The organism is Beggiatoa leptomitoformis, from assembly GCF_001305575.3.
Classification (GTDB): domain Bacteria; phylum Pseudomonadota; class Gammaproteobacteria; order Beggiatoales; family Beggiatoaceae; genus Beggiatoa; species Beggiatoa leptomitoformis.
Genome location: NZ_CP012373.2, coordinates 2,496,932 through 2,516,618, shown reverse-complemented (window position 1 = coordinate 2,516,618; position 19,687 = coordinate 2,496,932). Strand labels below are relative to the sequence as shown.

Below are 19,687 nucleotides of genomic sequence, written 5' to 3'. Positions count from 1 at the left end.
CTTTAGGATGCTGAAAATCTTCTCAATCCTGATTCAAACAGGCTTTAAATAGACCGTTTTTACAGTCTTTCCTGTACCCAACCCACGACGCTATTCAACGCCGCTGGTAAATGGCTGGGGTCACTTCCGCCTGCTTGTGCCATGTCAGGACGACCGCCACCTTTTCCACCCACTTGTTGCGCGACATGGTTTACTAATTCGCCTGCTTTAACCTTATTCATTACATCTGCCGTAACACCCGCAACTAACGAGACTTTATCATCCTTTACGGAGGCTAATACAATAACCGCAGAAGCCAATTTATTTTTTAACTGGTCTAAGGTATCACGTAATTGTTTAACATCTACGTTATCTAAACGGTGCGCTAAAACATGCACGCCATTAATTTCTGTCGCTTGTCCTGCTAAATCATCACCTTGACTACTGGCGAGTTTACTTTGTAAGCGAGAAAGTTCTTTTTCACCCTGACGCACTTGCTCCAATAATTGTTGCAAGCGGGTTTCTAAGCTATCACGCCCCGTTTTTAACGTGCTTAATACATGATTTAAATGGTTTTCAGTTTCCGTAACCCATGCCAGCGTTTGCGTGCCTGTAATCGCCTCAATCCGTCGCACACCTGCCGCAACACCCGATTCAGACAGAATTTTAAACAGTCCAATATCACCAACACGTTGCACATGTGTTCCACCACAGAGTTCTACAGAAAAATTATCCGCCATTGACAACACACGTACATCATCCTCATATTTTTCACCAAATAACGCCATCGCGCCACTTTTTACAGCATCATCCAAATTCATAACCTGTGTTTGTACACTGGTATTATTTAAGATTTTTTCATTAACGATATGCTCTATCGTGGCGAGCTGTTTGGCTGTAATCGGTTCAAAATGCGCGAAGTCAAAGCGCAGACGGTCAGTATCAACCGATGAACCCTTTTGTTTAACATGCTCACCTAAAACTTGGCGCAATGCGGCATGTAATAAATGGGTTGCGGAATGATTACGCGCAGTGGATTGACGCGCTGTTACGTCGATTTGTGCGTGTAATTTATCCCCTTTATGCACAATACCTGTTTTGAGCGTGCCAATGTGTGCATTAGCATGTCCGATTTTTTGGGTATCTGTGACAATAAACAGCGCAGTTGCGTTATTTAACTGTCCTTTATCCCCCACTTGACCGCCAGATTCAGCATAAAAGGGTGTACTGTCTAAGATAATTTGCCCTGTTTGTCCCGCGCTCAACTGTTCAACTTCATGTCCTTCAAAGAATAACGCCGTTATCGTGCTATCCCCTGCAACGCTGTTGTAGCCTATAAAAACACTTTGACAATCAGCAGTAAGAGCGACATTAGACAAATCAACTTTAAAATGTCCTGCCTCGCGCGCACGGGTGCGTTGCTCAGTCATGCACCGTTCAAAACCTTCCATGTCGATGCTCAACTCATGTTCACGAGCGACATCAGCCGTTAAATCGGTAGGAAAACCATAAGTATCATACAGTTTAAAAACAACATCACCTGCAATGATGGTTTTACCATTCAAATGCTGCATGGCCTCATTGAGTAACACCATGCCATGGCTTAAGGTTTCAGCGAAGCGTTCTTCTTCTTGTTTTAATAAACGACCGACTAAATCCGTCGCTTTACGTAATTCAGGATATGCCGCGCCCATTTCTGTATCCAATGCAGGCACAAGGCGATAAAAAAACGGTTCGTGTAATCCTAATTTATAACCGTGTCGTACAGCGCGACGAATAATCCGCCGCAACACATAACCGCGCCCCTCATTAGAAGGGATAACCCCATCCACGATTAAAAAAGCGCAGGCACGAATATGGTCAGCAATGACACGCAGAGAACTATTTTCATAATCCACCCGATTTGCGACCGTGCCAACGGCTTTTAATAAAGACTGGAATAAATCAATTTCATAATTAGAATGAACATGTTGCAGAACTGCGGCAAGACGTTCTAAGCCCATACCCGTATCAACTGAAGGATGTGGCAAAGGGGTTAATGCGCCGCTAGTGTCGCGGTTAAACTGCATAAAAACCAAATTCCAAATTTCGATATAACGGTCGCCATCTTCATCAGGGCTACCGGGGGGGCCGCCGAAAATGCCTTCACCATGATCATAGAAAATCTCACTACAAGGCCCACAAGGTCCAGTATCGCCCATCATCCAAAAATTAGAATGTTTACCACAGCGTGAAAAGCGCGTCGGGTCAACTTTCATTTCTTTCAACCAAATATCTTCGGCTTCCCTATCCTCTTCATAAACCGTTACCCAGAGTTTTTCAGGCGGTAAACCCAATTCCTTAGTTAAAAACTCCCAAGCAAATTGAATTGCTTCACGTTTAAAATAATCGCCAAAGCTAAAATTACCCAACATTTCAAAAAACGTATGATGCCGCGCGGTATAACCAACATTTTCTAAATCATTATGCTTGCCCCCTGCACGCACACACCGCTGACAAGTAACCGCCCGCTTATAATCACGCTTTTCTAAACCTAAGAACGTATCTTTAAATTGCACCATGCCTGCATTGGTGAATAACAAAGTAGGGTCGTTACCGGGGACTAAAGGACTACTAGAAACAATGGTATGTCCTTTAGAAGCAAAATAATTGAGAAATTGTTGGCGTAATTCGATGACACTAATCATGGTTATTGAAATCTTAGTTTGTTGGGTAAAGTAGCAATATTACCTTAAAATACTGAATTTGTGATTCTGGATATACAAGTAGGTACGAAATTCATCTAAAACAGACCGCTTGTAACCACCAAGTAGGGTAAGCATCGCCCATTATTCACATGCCAAATGCCCAAATTTTGATGGGCAATGTCCACCCTATCTTGTAACAGGGATAGAATAAACACTTTTAGCGAGCGCGTGGAGTGGATGGAAAATCAACAGTAATGTTTTAGACATTTCTAATCCTAAATATGTGGATAAGTGAGATAATTGTATTTAACTCAATTAGCTACTTGATAAGGAAGTACAAGCATATTATCAGCAATTGTAACAGATTAAATTTCTTGCTTCACGGGAGGATATTTTAAAAGAAAGCGGATAACGGCAAGATTTTAGCCTTGTGAAAGACGGAAAAACCCGCTCAGGGACACAAGACTATAAATGTCGATAATGCGGTAGGTGTTACCATTTTTAAGAATATAATCAGGAATATTCGCTTTTGAGGCATAGACAAATCTGGCAACAATTTCTCCATTATCATCTAATTGCGCAACAGGTTTGAGTTTACCTTGATAGATAAACCCTTGTGTTAATACGCCATTGACTTTTTTACCAACACGACGGTTTTTCGCGTCGATGACGTATTCGATGGTTTTTGTGGGGAGTATGTAAGGTGGGCATTGCTAACGCTACTTGTAAGTGGTTGGAGATAACACAGTAGCCAGCATAGAATGCGTTACGCGGTGTAAACACACACCTTATGCTTGAGCATTTCTATTGACATGTTCTAGTAGGAAAATAATATCAATTTTTAGCCCATCTGTTGCATCAGCTAACATCAAGAAAAACTCTTCATCTGGTACTCTTACAACCTTATTGCGGGCTAGTTCTAGTTGGAAATTAGCAATCCTATGCAATAATTCATTGTATCTCCTAAGTTTACTTGGTTCATCAACAAGGTTTGTGCCTGCCCTATAAGTACCTCTGGCAAACATTGAGACAAAAACTAAAAGGCTGCTTAACCACACAACTTTTTGATATTGAGATTTTTTTATAAAAGAGGCAAACTCTACCTCCCAATATTTAGTCATGGATAATCTCACAAGGTAACGTATTTATATCAATCCCCCTTTATTTAGGCATTGTGCAATTGCACCTGTTTGTGCATCGATGATTAAGCACGGACTGCCTAAATGGTCGGAAATGACGCGGTAGGTATTGCCGTTTTTGAGAATGTAATCAGGAATATTCGCTTTTGAGGCATAGACAAATCTGGCAACAATTTCTCCATGACCATCTAATTGCGCAACAGGTTTTAACTTACCTTGATAGATAAAATCTTGTGTTAGAACACCATTGACTTTTTTACCGACTCGACGGTTTTTGGCATCGATGATGTATTCAATGGTTTTGGTGGAAAGTCCACCCTACTAGGCTATAGCTTATATCCATTGGGTAGGGTGGTGTGTTTATCAAACATCACATTGTCTAATATTACCTTATCAAAGGTAGCCGTAGAAAAATCTACAGAGCTAATGTCTGTTTTATGCAACACGTTATCTCGTAAAAACAAGGTTTCTCTTAAAGTTGCTTGAAAAAACTTAGTTTCTTTCAAATCCACACCATAAAAACGAGATTTATCCCATTTTGTTAAAGAAAAGTCTGTACGGAAAAGAATCACATCATAAAACTCAACATTAATAAAGATTGCATTTCTAAAATTTATTTCTAGCATTATACACCCTTCAAAAATAACATTTTCTATCCGAATATTTTCTAAATTAAGGCTGTCAATTTCCCCGCCCTCAAATATACAGTTGCACAAATTCAACCCATATAGATTGATTTCGCATAAATTAGTTTGATAGTACATCATATTTTTCCTGAGTTATGTACACTAATAGTGAATAAAAAAATCATGAGGATATTTAATTATCCATGCTCTATAATTCATGCAACTGTTAAAATGTTTTATCCTAATAACTTTCGTACTAAACTATCTAACTTGTTGTCTATCTTAAACCAGCCACTCCGATAATGAGCGTTGGTATACATACTTCAGGAAGTAAAGCACATGCTCCTACAGCAACGATTCCCGTTCCAACATATAGAAACAGTACTATAAAAAGATTAAATAGAATTCAGTAAAAAGAGCTCATCAATAGAACAATATTGTTGTTTACGGAGAGTCTTAGCCTGAACCCATTTATGCTCAATAGGATTTAAATCCGGCGAATAAGGCGGTAAATATTCCAAGAGATGCCCCGCGTCTAAAATAGCTTGCTGAATGTCGCTACGTTTATGAAAAGTGGCGTTATCCATCACAATCACAGAATTCTGAGGGAGTTTAGGAAGTAAGTCTTGGGTTATCCAAGCGAAAAAGACATCGGAATTAATCGCCCCAGAAACTAAAGAGACGGTTAATAAACAAAAATTGAGCAAAGCCCCGATGACATTGGTACGTCCCTTTGCATTCCAGTCTTGCGTGCCAAAGCAACGTTTGCCGATAGGTGCATAACCAAAACGGCGTGGCATATCATGAGCAAAACCACTTTCATCGATGAAAACAATTTGCCTATCAGATTGTTTATAACGATTCATTTTATCTTGAAAGACTTGCCGTGCTTCGGGGTTGGCTTTGGGATGTTTGAGGGTTTTTTTTACGGCTAATCCCTAGACGTTTTAATGCATGGCGAATCCCGCCTTCCGTAATCCCAAAACGGGCTGCGCGTTCATAATGGTAAGCATTGGGATATAATGCAACATCTTGTTTTAGGGCTTCCATGTCTATTTTAGTTGGTCTGTTACGTGTTCCTTTGGCTTCCAATACTTTGCTCCACCTGACGAATGGCTATTTGAAAGCGTTTCGCTACCGCTGCTAGGGTCAGATTTTCTTCTTGTTTCACTTTTAATACTTTACAACGGAAATCTGTTGAATAGGTCATTTCTTATTCTCTTTTTAAGGGACGGTTACTATAGCAACAGTACTATAAAAAGATTAAATAGAATTCAGTAAAAAGAGCTCATCAATAGAACAATGTTGTTGTTTACGGAGAGTCTTAGCCTGAGCCCATTTATGCTCAATAGGATTTAAATCAGGCGAATAAGGCGGTAAATATTCCAAGAGATGCCCAGCGTCTAAAATAGCCTGCTGAATGTCACTACGTTTATGAAAAGTGGCGTTATCCATCACAATCACAGAATTCTGAGGGAGTTTAGGAAGTAAGTCTTGGGTTATCCAAGCGAAAAAGACATCGGAATTAATCGCCCCAGAAACTAAAGAGACCGTTAATAAACAAAAATTGAGCAAAGCCCCGATGACATTAGTACGTCCCTTTGCATTCCAATCTTGCGTGCCAGAGCAACGTTTGCCGATAGGGGCATAACCAAAACGGCGTGGCATATCATGAGCAAAACCACTTTCATCGATAAAAACAATTTGCCTATCAGATTGTTTATAACGGTTCATTTTGTTTTGAAAGACTTGCCGTGCTTCGGGGTTGGCTTTGGGATGTTTGAGGGTTTTTTTTACGGCTAATCCCTAGACGTTTTAACGCATGGCGAATTCCTCCCTCAGTTATTCCAAACCGTACTGCGCGTTCATAATGGTAAGCATCTGGATATAACTCTACATCTTGTTTTAGGGCTTCCATGTCTATTTTAGTTGGTCTGTTACGTGTCCCTTTGGCTTCTAATACTTTGCTCCACCTGACGACGCTTGCGATGGCTATCTGAAAGCGTTTCGCTACCGCTGCTAGGGTGAGATTTTCTTCTTGTTTCACTTTTAATACTTTTCTACGGAAATCTATTGAATAGGTCATTTCTTATCCTCTTTTTAAAATACGGTTACTATATAGTTTTTGAGACATAAACGAATCTAGCAATTAAATTGCTTTGTCCATCGAGTTACGTAACAGGTTTGAGTTTGTCTTAATAGATAAAACCTTGTATTAGTATGCCTTGTTTGACTTCAATTAAGCGTCTTGTGGGGTCGTAGCTAATGGTGACGTATATTAAAAATCATCAAAAAGAGGAGATCAAAGAAGGATGTGATTTTCTAATTTCTTTAATATTATTTAATATTCAATGACTTTCCAACGATTTCGTTTTTAGCTTTACAATTTGTTCAATCTGCAAATAATTTTCTGCGGTACAAAACAGGGCGATATTTTCTGTCCAAGCACCACGCAATAAAATCGTGTGTCGTTGCGGTTGATAGGATACTTTACGAATCCGTTGCCAGTTGAGAAAAACAGATTGTCTTGATTGTGCTAGTAATCCTGCTCCCACAACAGTAGGTTTGCCAGATAATAAGCCAAAAATAACCGTAATCGTATTAATCAGGTGATTCTTCTTCGTTTGTTGTGTTTGTGTATAACATCTCACGCCTTTGTCATCTAAGGTGAATTCAACCGCATATTGTCCGCGATATACCATTATTAAAAACAGCCATGTTAAAAAAAATAATGTGCCTATCAGCCCCAGTGCGTACAGGGTATAAATACTATTTCCTGAAACTATTAGAACCATAAGAATCAATAAGCTAAAAGGAATACCAATGGCTATCCCTAATTGTTGGATGATGACAGGATGACGAAAAATAGGTACGTCAATTCGCCACATCTGTTTTTCTGTTTTTCTGTTCATCGTTTTTGCCTTTTGTTTTGTTTGAACGTTTAATGCGTAAACGATTTTACTTTTTAGCTATTTTTAGTAATTATCCGAGTCGGTTTGTGTTAAATCAATTTTATGGGTTGCCGTTTTGCCCTTTTTGAATTTGCCGTTGTACGGGAAGATAGTTTATTTTTTGGTAGTTGAGGGTGATAAGTTTGCCCCGTTTATGATTATATTGAATCAGTTATCAGTGTTGCTAGCTATTTGTCAATCATGGATATTAATCTTGTTGCGAACCATGGCAGATTGATGCAAAAAGACCTGACAGGTTTTTAAAACTTGTCAGGTCTTTGTTTTATTTATGTCATTTATTTGTAAGATTTTGCCAAATTCAGGTTAGTTTGTAGCTTATTGCAGTAATTGATGTGCAGGAAATACTTGTTGTGTGCCTTCTGCTGTGCCAGGTAGGATGGTTAAAAACTCGTTCATGTCGGGTAAAACGGGAACTTCTTTTGGGGAAATAAGGTGGTTGTTTGCTTCTTTTTCCCGTTGTTCTAGTTGTTGTGTCCGCATGTACGCATATTTTCCTCCGCTGACCATCGCGCCTTTTTCATCATTGCGTATGATAACAGGGCGTAAAAAAACCATAAGGTTTTTTCTGACTTTTTGTGTGCTTTGAGAGCGGAATAGCGCGCCAACAAGGGGTAAATCACCTAAACCGGGTACTTTTTGCATTGTTTGTTGCAGGTTTTCGTCAATTAATCCACCAAGAACTATCATGTTGCCATCTTCAACCATTACGGTTGTTTTAATTGTGCGTTTATTGGTCACAATATCGGCCGTTGTTACGGAGCTACGGGTAATACTGGAGACTTCTTGTTCAATATCTAACTTAACAGCATTACCTTCATTTATTTGGGGTTTAACTTTGAGTTTTAGGCCAACATCTTCGCGTTGAATGGTTTGAAAAGGATTGGAAACACTGCTGGAACTGCCTGTATTGCTGTATTGTCCTGTAATAAAAGGGACATTTTGTCCTACAACAATTTCTGCTTCTTGGTTGTCTAAGGTTAGTAATGAGGGGGTGGATAAGACATTGCTGTCAGTATCTGTGGATAATGCGCGAACTAATAGGCCTATGTTAAATGTGTTGCTATTGAATATGCCGAGTCCTAAAAATGAGCCTGTTAAGTCAACACTGCTTAAGCTTGAACTGCTGCCATTTTGATAGCTATCTACGGCTGATGCGAGGGAGCTTAAGCTAGGGCCTGCATTGCTGAAGTTGGATAATCCAATGGGGCCGTTTTCTTTACCGTACATGAACCATTGTACGCCTAGTTCGTTTGAAATATCGGCAGAAACTTCTGCAATGATGGCTTCTACTAGTACTTGAGCGCGACGCACGTCTAGTTGACGAATAACGGCTTGTAAATTTAGTAACACTGAGGGGGCGGCTGTAATCACTAAGCTATTTGTGCTGGGGTCTGCTTGGATACTGGTTTTTATGGTTTGCCCTGTGTTGTTGCCATTGTTATTGTTGTTGCTGTTGGTATTGGCGAGTAGGTTTGTAGAAACAGGTGTGGTTGAGGGTTGTCCTTGTCCTGTTTGCGTTGTGGTTGCAATAATACCGTCACTCATGCCTTGTAATACTTTGGCTAGTTCTTCTGCTCGGGCATAGTGTAAATATACAACTTGTGTATTTCCAACGGTTTCTATGGATGTATCTAAATGTGCAACTAATGTTCTTATGCGTAGGCGAGTTGCACTGTCGCCGCTAATTAGTAGGCTGTTTGTGCGTTCGTCAGCAATAATGCTGGTGGTGTCTGGCGTACCTGCGGCGGTTGAGGCGGCGGAGTTTTTTTGTTCTAGGGATGTAATGACTCGCGCTGTTTCTGCTGCTGATGCGTGTTGTAAGACGATGATATCAACGTCTTGTTGGGGGGATGTGTCTATACGTTCCACAATGTGTAGTAATCGATTTACATTGTCTGCACGGTCGGACACGATAATTGTGTTGTTGCTAGGATAAGCAACTAGATGTCCTTGTTGTGGAATAAGCGGGCGCAGTAATGGAATTAATTGTGCGGCTGAGACATGTTTTAGGGAAATAACTTTAGTAATTAAGGTATCCCCTTGAATATCGTCTAACCCTGAGACAACAGGGGTATTTTCGGACTTTGCCAGTGAGTCGGGTAAGATTTTAGTCACTTTTCCTGATTCTACGGCTGCGTATCCATGCACGCTTAGAATAGATAGAAATACTTGATAAACTTGTTCACTATTCATAGGGCTATTAGATACGACTGTAACGTTGGCTTTAACCCGAGGGTCAACGATAAATGTTTTACCTGTAATTTCTGCAACAGTATCAATTAGCACGTTAATATCCATATCTCGAAAATTTAACGTGACTTGTTGCGCGGTAAGCGGCAGGGAAAAACAAATTAACAAGCAGAATAAATAATAATGGATGAGGCGCATGTTCACAGGTACACACAAGAACGGATAAAAATCCGTATTTGTAGGTCAGAGATAAGCAAGATGTTACAAGCAGGTGAGTTATCGTTCACTGTTGTACATATATAAGGGTGACAGCAAGTCGTAAAACCTGCGTGAAAGCGTTAGTAAAACGTTCTTTCACGCAGTCTAACAAAAAAATTGGCCCGACTTGTTTAAAAAATGTTAATCAGTTATTTATTTTTTGACTTCTGCACCTTTAGCGTCAGCAGCTGCTAAAGATAAAATCCAATGCACAATGGTTGCGGCATCTTCATCGGTTAAAGTCGGGTTAGGGGGCATAGGTACTTGACCCCAAACTAAATCAGCGGCTTTGCCTTCTTTGGCTTGTTTCATTAAGCGGGCAACAGTTGCTTCATCAGCTCCTTTGTATTTTTCAGCTACTTCTTTGTAAGCAGGCCCTAATACTTTGGTGTCCACTTGATGACAGGTTAAGCAAATATAGCCCTTGTCTTGGATTAATTTGGTTGCTTCCTCTGTGGTTGCGACTTTGGCGGTGTCTGCGGCAATCACAGACCCTGTGCTAAACATCGCTAAACTTAAACAAGTCGCTGTAAAAATAGAACGCATTAGATTTATTCTCCTGTAATCATTATTGTCTAAAACAGCATAGTAACAGTTCTCGTGCAATGATTGAGAACAATAGAATTATAGACATTTCACTTGCATTGGGAAACATGCGGTTTATTGAATAGTTTAATTCAGTTTTTACAGCCATCCTCCAATCAATAAAAAGGCTGCCCAATAGTATGGATGATGATAATAACGATATTTTTTATCGGTTATCATCCGTTTTTGTGCTAACTGTAGGGCTTTTGCTTTAGTAATATGAGGGGGTTGTAATTGTGTGTAAAATTCAATTAACACGAGTGGTGTTGCTTCATCGTCCACTTTCCACAAACTGGCTAATGCACTTTTCACACCTGCTTTTAAAGCGACACCAGCTAAACCCAATGCTGCGCGGTCATCACCCATTGCGGTTTCACAAGCACTTAAGGTCAATAGCTCTATTGGTGTATTGTTGACCCGTGCTAATGTCATTAAGTCATTTAATTGGCTTAAGTTTAATCTGTCATCATAAGTTAAAATAAAAGTATTGTTTAACTGTTTGTTAAATTGTCCATGCGAAGCAATATGTACAATGGAGTAGTCTCCTGCACTTAATGCACTACGTAACTTAGGAATAGAAAAGTCTTTATTTAAGAGTGGGGGTGGGCTGCTATAAAGCTGTTGAATGGTTTCTACTTCATACTTGGTACAGGGTAACGCCGAAAAATTTTGTACACTGTCAGATAATCCACTGAGTAATATTTTATTTTTAACCCGATGTTCTTGTGCATTATTCAAACATAAACTGGGCGTAATACCTAACGCAAATTGTTCTACTAAATAATTTTTTCCATCGTGCAACGCGGCAAAAGGTAAGGTTCTTAAAATACCTTCAGGAACAATAATTAATGTATCTATATTGTGCAGTTCTTGTGTAAAGGGTGCAATTAACCATTGATGTAAACGTTGTGCATATTCAAAAAAGCTAGCAGGTGGGGAGGAAATCATCGTATCTTCAACAAGAAGGCGCAAAGGTTCACAACGGCTTGAGTTGGCTTCTTCCATCCCACGAATACGTTGTTTTGCTTGGGGATTATCACGCAGGGGGCTAGAAAAATAACTAACGGTGTCGTGTAGATTTTTTTCGGTGACGGCAACAGTTGCTTGATGAATACCCGTTGTTGTGGTTAGTAATAATTCTAAACGGTCAACTAGTGGGATTAAATATAAAATAGCGGTGTGTGAGTCAATTAATTGGTCGGCTGAGGTGCATTCTGTCTGTTGTGTAATACAACTATCTTGATAATAATCTTGTAATTCAAAGTTTTTATAAGTTTCTATCGCTTGACGCGCTTCAATCAAAGTGGTTTGGCGTTGTGTGTCTGTTTCCTGCTTTGCCTGTTTTAACAATAAATCCGCTAATTCAAAATAAACGGGCGCGACTCGTTCGCGAATACTATCGGTAATCGCGCAATACCCTTTTGTTGCAATTTGTTGTTGTACAGGGGTAAATTCAGCAATTGCCGCTCGATAAATATCTATCGCTTCTTTGTACAGCTCTTGCTGACGTAATAAGTGTCCTAATTTCCATAACCATAAGTATAGTAATGTATTTTCTTGTGTTTGTTGCGCGTGAAAAACGGCTTGTCGAAACAGTTGTAAGGCTTCGGTATTTTGGGCAACTGACTGATAAAGTTCACCTAATGAACCGTCAGCATAGGCTTGAGCGTAGGCATTATGCAGTGTATTTGCTAATTGTTGAGCGCGATATAAGGCTTGATAGGCTTGTTGTAACAAGTGTTTAGCTGCGACAGACTCGGCAGGAAATTCTTGACGTAATGCTTGCGCGAGTTTTCCTAAAGAGATTAGCGCGAAGATTTCACTATATTGGTCTTGCCAATGATTGGTTTGTTGTAAAGCCGTTTCTAAAAGCTGCAAACTGTGTTGCAAGGCTTCTTCTGTGGTATCAAATTGGTCTATGGTTTCCTTCTCTAATAAAAATTGTTTTTGGGCTTTATTAATTAAAATTTTTGTCTGCATCTCTTGTAAAACACGAGAATCACCACCTTTATTACGTAATAATTCAATCGCTTCTGTATAATTTTTTAACGCTGTTTCAAAATCTAAATTAGCACTAAACAAATTAGCAGACTGATTTAGGACTTCTGCTAATAAGTCCACATCGTTCAACTGTCGCGCTAAAACCAATGCTTGTGTATTGTACTGCGATGCTTTTTTAAAATAATCAATGCCTTGTGCTAGATTTAATTTACTGATTTCATTATATAAATTAATTTTTAACGGAATATCAAATAATTCACTGCCTTGCTTTAAGGCTTGTTCAACTAATTCAATGGCTTGATTGTAATTACCTAGCTGTCGATAAGCCTTTATCAGTTGTATCATGATGGCAACTTGTTCGTGGTTATCAGAACTTATGTCTAACGCGCTTTTCCACTGTTGAATTGCCTCAGCATATTGTCCTTGTTGAAAGGCTTGTTGACCGATGACAAAAGGGGACAATGCTGTATTAACAATCAAAATGAATGCAAATATCATAATAATCACCGTTAGTGCAAGCAGTTAGGATAACTAGCCTTGTTCCATAAAAAAAACCCTTAGACTTTATTATCGCCTAAAGGTTCTATATCCTGCGTTAAAACAATAAATTTACTTTAAATTGCTTGCTACAAAATCCCAATTCACGAGATTCCAAAAGGATTCTACATATTTAGGACGTGCGTTGCGATAATCTACATAATACGCATGTTCCCACACATCACAGGTTAATAATGCGGTATCGCCCGCAGTCATTGGGGTTGCCGCGTTGCTGGTGCTGACAAGGGCTAAACTGCCATCGGCTTTTTGTACTAACCATGCCCAACCAGAACCAAAGGTTGTAATTGCCGTTTGGGTGAACTTTTCTTTAAATTCGGCAAAAGAATTAAATTGTTTATTAATCGCTTCAGCCAATTTGCCAGTGGGTTCGTTACCGCCTTTAGGGCTTAAGCAATGCCAATAAAATGTGTGATTCCACACTTGCGCGGCATTATTAAACAGACCACCTGACGATTTTTTGATAATCTCTTCAAGGCTTAAGTTTTCAAACTCAGTACCACGAATCAGATTATTCAGATTGGTAACGTAAGTTTGGTGATGTTTACCATAATGAAACTCTAACGTTTCCTTAGAAATATGTGGCGCGAGTGCGTCCATTGCATAGGGGAGTTCGGGCAGTTTATGTTCCATGTGTGAATCCTTTACCAGTGAATGGAAAATCCGATGTAAAAACTTGTTTCAGGATGTAGCTTAAGCCACAATCAACAGTGTAAACAATCATTCAGTATTGGTCTATTTCTTACCGTTTTCAAGGTTCTCATGTCATTCATCCTCCCGTCGCTCTTTTCGCTTACTCATCAACTGGTTGCCTTACCTTCTGTCAGTTCCGCTAGTCCGCAATTTGACCAAAGTAATCGGGCGGTTATTGAGCTGTTAGCCAGTTGGTGTGCGTCTTTAGGGTTTCGCTGCGAAATATTGCCCGTTAATCCTGCATTAGATAAATACAATCTCGTTGCAACGTTGGGTACGGGCGCGGGCGGTTTAGTTCTCGCAGGGCATACTGACACCGTACCGTATGACTTGGGACGTTGGCAAACAGACCCGTTTCAATTGGTTGAGAAAGATAATCGTTGGTATGGTTTAGGCACAACCGATATGAAGGCGTTTTTTGCGATGGTGTTGCAAGCGGTGCAAGATTTATCGCTAAAACAACCTAAAAATCCATTAATTCTGATTGCTACCGCTGATGAAGAGTCGACAATGGCAGGTGCGCGGGCTTTAGCGAAAGCAGGTTATCCGAAAGCCCGTTATGCACTCATCGGTGAGCCGACAGGTTTGCGCCCTGTTCGTTTACATAAAGGCATTTTTATGGAATCGATACGTCTTATCGGTTCATCAGGACATTCCAGCAATCCTGCTTTAGGTAACAATGCGTTAGAAGGTATGTATCGAGTGTTAGGCGAGTTAATTCGCTGGCGCGAAACGTTACAAGCGACTTATCAGAATCCAAATTTTCTCGTTCCTGTGCCGACCTTGAATTTAGGGCATATACACGGGGGCGATAATCCCAATCGAATTTGTGCCGATTGCGAATTACATATCGATTTACGTCCTTTACCAACGATGAAACTCAATGAATTACGGCAAGAACTTCATGCACGGGTTCGGTCAGTCATTGCGGATACAGGATTAACAGTTGAGTTTAAAGCCTTATTTGAAGGTATTGCCGCAATGGAAACACCCGCAACCGCAGACATTGTGCGTTTGGCAGAAAAATTAACCCATCACAGCGCGACAGGAGTCGCTTTTGGCACAGAAGCCCCGTATTTGCAACAACTGGGAATGGAAACGATTATTTTAGGTGCGGGGGATATTGAACAAGCGCATCAACCTGATGAATATTTAGGCACAGACCGTATAGTGCCTATGCTCAATATTTTAAAACAAACCATTCAACATTTTTGCTTGTAGGAGGAAATCATGCTTTACACCCTAGAAGAGCGACACGTGCAATTAATCGGCAACAGTCATTTTATTGCGGATAATGCAACGGTTATTGGCTCAGTTATTTTACATAATCAGGTTAGTATTTGGTTTAACGTGGTGATTCGCGGCGATAATGACCCTATTGTGATTGGTGAAGATACGAATATTCAAGACGGTTCAGTTTTACACACGGACAAAGGCGTACCACTGACAATAGGTAAAGGCGTGACAGTAGGACATTTAGCGATGTTACATGGCTGTACAATAGGCGATAACAGTTTAATTGGTATTAATGCTGTCATTTTGAATCATGCGAATATTGGTAAAAACTGCATTATTGGTGCGAATGCGTTAATTCCTGAAGGGAAAGTTATCCCTGATAATTCACTAGTGGTTGGCAGTCCGGGACAAGTTAAACGTCAATTAACGGATGCAGAGCTTGTTGGTTTACAACAATCAGCTAAACATTATGTTGAAAACTTTAAACGGTATTTATCGGGGTTACGGCTGGAAGGGGATAAAAGTTAAAAATAAGTCTATATCAGGGTGCATTTAGCTACGTCTTTTGTGCTGTCATGCACTTTCATCTTTGTCTGATGGACATAAAATAGTATCTTTACAATTGTGCTGGTGAACTGCTATACTTCTTCGCTCAATTCGTTTAAGCAATTGTCTTAGCTAATTGATATTCCAATTAGGAGAGGTGTCCGAGCGGTTTAAGGAGCACGCCTGGAAAGTGTGTGTACGTTTATCGCGTACCGAGGGTTCGAATCCCTCTCTCTCCGCCAGTTTCTATGGTGACCATGTTGGTTCCCTCGCATCATGAAGTTATAAACCCTGTCAGGTCCGGAAGGAAGCAGCAGTAGTAATCGAGTGAGTGCCGTGGTGTAGCTGGCGTGGTTGCCACCCCCCGTTTTATCCTTGTCTTTGTTCCCCTCAACACTTATTCTGTAACAATTCATGGCGTGTTGTTTGCCTGTTGCACAACACGGATTCCTGATTTTGTTTAAAGGATAAATAATGGCTTATCAAGTTCTTGCACGTAAGTGGCGACCGCATAAATTCCCCGAAATGGTAGGACAAACCCATGTAGTCAGGGCTTTGACAAATGCGCTTGATAATGACCGGTTACACCATGCTTATTTGTTTACAGGCACACGTGGTGTAGGGAAAACCACCATTGCACGTATTTTTGCAAAATCGCTCAATTGCGAAACGCATGGGGTTAGCTCTCATCCGTGTGGCACTTGTAATACCTGTAGAGAAGTGGATGAAGGACGATTTGTTGATTTAATTGAAGTTGATGCCGCTTCACGCACCCGTGTAGAAGATACGCGCGACATTTTAGAAAATGTCCAATACGCGCCTACTCGTGGACGTTACAAAGTTTATTTAATAGATGAAGTCCACATGCTCAGCACGGGCAGTTTTAACGCACTGTTAAAAACCCTAGAAGAACCCCCACCCCACGTTAAATTTTTACTCGCAACAACCGACCCGCAAAAACTACCCGCGACGGTTTTATCACGTTGTTTACAGTTTAATCTTAAACGCCTAGCTGCTGAACATATTGCTCAACATTTAGAAAATATTCTAACAACAGAAGCCATTCCTTTTGAAATACCTGCTTTGCAATTATTAGCGGTTGCGGCAGATGGCAGTTTACGCGACGCACTCAGTTTGCTAGACCAATCGATAGCCTACAGTGGTGGTAGTGTTAATACAGACGATATACGGACTATGTTAGGTACATTAGACCAACATATTGTTGTTGCTATTGTACAAGCTTTAGCTGATAACGATGCCGCAGGGTTATTACAACAAATTGCACAAGTTGCTGAACAAAACCCTGACTTTATGCACTTATTAGCAGATTTGCTCTCGTTTTTACAACGAATTGCGATTGCGCAAGTTGTCCCAGAAACGGTAGATATGATGCAAAGTGACAGCCCAGCAATCGTTGCACTCGCAAAACAACTTAGCCCCGAAGATGTACAATTATTTTATCAAATTGCGTTGTTAGGACGGCGCGATTTACCGCTTGCCCCTGAGGCACGCAGTGGTTTTGAAATGATAGCCTTACGCATGATAGCCTTTCGTCCTGAAGGATTTGGCAGTTTGCCTGCTACGCGTACCAGCACACCACCCCGTCCACAACCAACAACGCCTACACCTGTTCAATCCTCACCCGTACAATCCACACCCGCATCATCAGCGAGTTCTAACCTATCCGCTGTACAGCCTCCAAATAACGCGGTTGCTGTATTAACTGAACCTGTTGCATTGACGAATGCCGAAGAATGGACACAAATTTTACAAACATTGGCTATTCAGGGGTTTGTTAAACAATTAGCCGTTAATTGTGCTTTTGAGAAACGTGACGGTAATTTAATTCATTTAGTCTTAGCTAACTCTAATCAAGCGTTGGCTAATCAATCAAGTAAGTTAGAACAGGCATTACAACAACATTGTGATGCTAATATTCATTTACGCATTCGAGTTGGTGAATTATCAGGCGATACGCCTGCACTACAGCAAAAACGTCAACAAGCTGAAAACGAAAAACAAATACATGAAGATATTCATAACGACCCTTTTGTACAAGCTGTGCAAGAACATTTTAGCGGCCAAGTGCGTCGTATTACTAAGCATGTGAGCTAATTTGATTTTATGATTAAATAATGCAAAATAAATCAAACTAATCATTGCAATATCCTACGGAAGTTTAAGAAATTCTTAATTTTTCATCTTAAAAATAGTGTTAGTTTTAATGCAGATAATCCTACCAAAACACTATTTTTTGCAATAACACACTATTTCCCCTTGTAATGACTGATTAACGAAGTTTAATCTTGCATTCATCCCGCTGACAACCAAATACTTGTAAAATTTACTGAACTTTTCCACTAAATGAGAATATTTTATTCATTTAAGTAAAGAAAATAACAGGTTTAAGATTTTGTCTTGTTCAACAAGTGGGTATTAATAATGTTTATAACAGCAAATAAAGGGATTATGTTCAAACAAATAGGCTGGCTTTGGATATTGTTTTTCTATAGTGCTTATGGCTTTGCTGAGGGGATTGATGTCGACATTAACCGCCAACAAATTCAGGAAAATGAATCGTTTGAGGTAACATTTACGGCAACAGGAAATGTTGGCACACCTGATTTTAAACCACTTAGTCAAGACTTTGAGATTTTAAGCCAAGCACAAAGCAATCAAGTCACTATGATTAATCGCGATTATACCAACCAGATGATATGGCGATTAACACTCATGCCAAAACATAAAGGGGTATTAACCATTCCTGAAATTGATTTTGGTAACACCCATAGTTCTGCCACGCAAATTACCGTAACCGCAGAAGCTGCTAGTAATAGCAATGACGATAAAAATCAAACCTTGTTTTTAGAGGTAGATGTCGAACCAAAAACAGCCTATGTACAATCACAAATTATTTATACTTTACGCCTATTTCGCTCGATTGATATTGCCAATGCCAGTTTAACTGATTTAAAAATTGGTGAGGGTGATGCCGTTGTACAACGCTTAGGGGAAGATATTACCTATCGTACGCAACGAAATAATAAACAATATGCTGTTGTAGAGCGCAAATATGCTATTTTTCCACAAAAAAGTGGTACGTTACATATTGAACCTTTAACACTACAAGCACAGTTATTAGATGCTAACCGCTATTCGCGTTCTACGTTTGATAGTTTTTTTACACAAACAACAGGGACAACGAAAAAAATTACGTCGGATGCGGTGGATGTGACGGTGCAACCCATACCCAGCGATTTTACAGGGCAACAATGGCTACCTGCAAAACAATTGGTATTACAAGAAGATTGGTCGCCTAATCCCCCAAAATTTAAAGTGGGCGAACCCGTTACACGCACGATTACTTTAAACGCGAATGGTCTAACCGCAGGGCAATTACCAACATTAATGAATACGGGACATTTACCCGTCGAGTTAAAAGCCTATCCTGATCAGGCAAAACCTAATGAACAGATGACAAGTAGCGGTGTTATTAGCTCTCGCCAAGAAAAAATAGCAATGATTCCCTCTAAAGCAGGTAGTTATACACTACCCGCGATTTCAATCCCTTGGTGGAATACCAACACAAATCAATTAGAAACCGCTACATTACCCGCTCAAACCATTGAAGTAGCACCTAGTGCAGAAGCGACAACAAATCCTGCACCGATTGTGCAACCGACATCCGTTAACGCGACCCCTCAAGCAACGCCCGTTGCACCCACACCTGCACCCGTGATTGCGCCATCCTCAACACCTGCGCTAACAACGGTTACAGTTGAATCTTCTTTCTGGCAATGGGTGAGTGGGTGTTTAGCCCTTGGTTGGTTCTTAACTTTGTTGGTATGGGCATGGACACGTCATCAAGCGCAACAAGTCCGTCAAACAAACGGGCAGAAAAAACCGCTTTATTTGCTACAACAAGCCTGTCGTTTTAATGATGCCATTCAAGCTAAAACGGCATTGTTAGCATGGGCAAAAACGCATTGGCAAGACCGCCCCCCCGTGAGTTTAGGCGATATTGGGGTGCGTTGTGGCGAACCTATTCAGCATGAAGTGCAAACGTTAAATCGCTTGTTATATAGCCAACAAATCACTGAATGGCAAGGAAATACGCTATGGGAGGCAGTACAAGCCTATTTAAGAACACAAACGCAACGAAAATCTGTCCAAACAACAGAAACGTTAGCCCCTTTATTTAAATTATAGCGTTAGCTAGC

The 19,687-nt window shown here is 40.3% G+C and carries 18 protein-coding genes, 1 tRNA gene and 1 other RNA gene; 6 read left to right on the top strand and 14 right to left on the bottom strand.

The genetic code is table 11. The features are described 5' to 3' along the window. Positions 1-59: 59 nt before the first annotated feature. From alaS to sodB, 14 genes are all read right to left on the bottom strand, one after another. Positions 60-2,666 (bottom strand): alanine--tRNA ligase, encoded by a 2,607-nt coding sequence (gene alaS / locus AL038_RS10480; RefSeq protein ID WP_062152570.1) that lies wholly within the window; start codon positions 2,664-2,666, stop codon positions 60-62. Between the two features lie 788 nt (positions 2,667-3,454). Further along, positions 3,455-3,787 (bottom strand): hypothetical protein, encoded by a 333-nt coding sequence (locus AL038_RS10475; RefSeq protein ID WP_062152568.1) that lies wholly within the window; start codon positions 3,785-3,787, stop codon positions 3,455-3,457. Between the two features lie 24 nt (positions 3,788-3,811). Further along, positions 3,812-4,093 carry a hypothetical protein gene (locus AL038_RS19005; RefSeq protein WP_474117485.1) on the bottom strand — a complete coding sequence of 94 codons (282 nt, stop codon included), beginning with the start codon at positions 4,091-4,093 and terminating at the stop codon, positions 3,812-3,814. 38 nt (positions 4,094-4,131) lie between these two features. Further along, positions 4,132-4,572: a pentapeptide repeat-containing protein gene (locus AL038_RS10470; protein WP_083991496.1), complete on the bottom strand. Its 441-nt coding sequence runs from the start codon at positions 4,570-4,572 to the stop codon at positions 4,132-4,134. A 254-nt stretch (positions 4,573-4,826) separates the two neighbouring features. Then, positions 4,827-5,297: a transposase gene (locus AL038_RS18560; protein WP_106405025.1), complete on the bottom strand. Its 471-nt coding sequence runs from the start codon at positions 5,295-5,297 to the stop codon at positions 4,827-4,829. A 1-nt stretch (position 5,298) separates the two neighbouring features. Beyond that, positions 5,299-5,523 carry an IS630 transposase-related protein gene (locus AL038_RS18555; RefSeq protein ID WP_236839372.1) on the bottom strand — a complete coding sequence of 75 codons (225 nt, stop codon included), beginning with the start codon at positions 5,521-5,523 and terminating at the stop codon, positions 5,299-5,301. After that, positions 5,501-5,641 carry a hypothetical protein gene (locus AL038_RS18550; RefSeq protein ID WP_236839371.1) on the bottom strand — a complete coding sequence of 47 codons (141 nt, stop codon included), beginning with the start codon at positions 5,639-5,641 and terminating at the stop codon, positions 5,501-5,503. The genes AL038_RS18555 and AL038_RS18550 overlap by 23 nt, the downstream gene beginning before the upstream one ends. Positions 5,642-5,694: 53 nt before the next feature. Continuing rightward, on the bottom strand, positions 5,695-6,165 hold the full coding sequence (locus AL038_RS18545; RefSeq protein WP_106405021.1) for an IS630 family transposase: 471 nt from the start codon (positions 6,163-6,165) through the stop codon (positions 5,695-5,697). Continuing rightward, positions 6,152-6,517: an IS630 transposase-related protein gene (locus AL038_RS18540; RefSeq protein ID WP_062152565.1), complete on the bottom strand. Its 366-nt coding sequence runs from the start codon at positions 6,515-6,517 to the stop codon at positions 6,152-6,154. The genes AL038_RS18545 and AL038_RS18540 overlap by 14 nt, the downstream gene beginning before the upstream one ends. A 262-nt stretch (positions 6,518-6,779) precedes the next feature. Further along, positions 6,780-7,343, bottom strand: a complete 564-nt coding sequence (locus AL038_RS10445; RefSeq protein ID WP_062152563.1) for a hypothetical protein — start codon at positions 7,341-7,343, stop codon at positions 6,780-6,782. A 375-nt stretch (positions 7,344-7,718) separates the two neighbouring features. Further along, complete coding sequence (gene gspD, locus AL038_RS10440; protein ID WP_236839370.1) at positions 7,719-9,791, bottom strand: type II secretion system secretin GspD; 2,073 nt, start codon at positions 9,789-9,791, stop codon at positions 7,719-7,721. Positions 9,792-10,004: 213 nt separating this feature from the next. Beyond that, positions 10,005-10,397, bottom strand: a complete 393-nt coding sequence (locus AL038_RS10435; RefSeq protein ID WP_066246128.1) for a c-type cytochrome — start codon at positions 10,395-10,397, stop codon at positions 10,005-10,007. Positions 10,398-10,535: 138 nt separating this feature from the next. Continuing rightward, complete coding sequence (locus AL038_RS10430) at positions 10,536-12,935, bottom strand: CHAT domain-containing protein (protein WP_062152558.1); 2,400 nt, start codon at positions 12,933-12,935, stop codon at positions 10,536-10,538. Positions 12,936-13,046: 111 nt separating this feature from the next. After that, entirely contained in the window at positions 13,047-13,625 is a 579-nt protein-coding gene (gene sodB / locus AL038_RS10425; protein WP_062152556.1) for a superoxide dismutase [Fe], read from the bottom strand. A gap of 129 nt (positions 13,626-13,754) precedes the next feature. Between sodB and argE the strand changes: the two genes are divergently transcribed. The 6 genes from argE (at position 13,755) to AL038_RS10395 (ending at position 19,676) form a co-directional block, all read left to right on the top strand. After that, positions 13,755-14,906, top strand: a complete 1,152-nt coding sequence (gene argE, locus AL038_RS10420) for an acetylornithine deacetylase (RefSeq protein WP_062152554.1) — start codon at positions 13,755-13,757, stop codon at positions 14,904-14,906. A 9-nt stretch (positions 14,907-14,915) separates the two neighbouring features. Then, positions 14,916-15,449 (top strand): gamma carbonic anhydrase family protein, encoded by a 534-nt coding sequence (locus AL038_RS10415; RefSeq protein ID WP_101539192.1) that lies wholly within the window; start codon positions 14,916-14,918, stop codon positions 15,447-15,449. A 169-nt stretch (positions 15,450-15,618) separates the two neighbouring features. Beyond that, positions 15,619-15,709, top strand: a tRNA-Ser gene (locus AL038_RS10410). A gap of 16 nt (positions 15,710-15,725) precedes the next feature. Then, an RNA gene (gene ffs, locus AL038_RS10405) (signal recognition particle sRNA small type) lies at positions 15,726-15,821 on the top strand. A gap of 120 nt (positions 15,822-15,941) precedes the next feature. Next, positions 15,942-17,582 carry a DNA polymerase III subunit gamma/tau gene (dnaX, locus tag AL038_RS10400; RefSeq protein ID WP_062152549.1) on the top strand — a complete coding sequence of 547 codons (1,641 nt, stop codon included), beginning with the start codon at positions 15,942-15,944 and terminating at the stop codon, positions 17,580-17,582. 327 nt (positions 17,583-17,909) lie between these two features. Continuing rightward, positions 17,910-19,676, top strand: a complete 1,767-nt coding sequence (locus AL038_RS10395; RefSeq protein ID WP_062152547.1) for a BatD family protein — start codon at positions 17,910-17,912, stop codon at positions 19,674-19,676. Positions 19,677-19,687 lie beyond the last annotated feature (11 nt).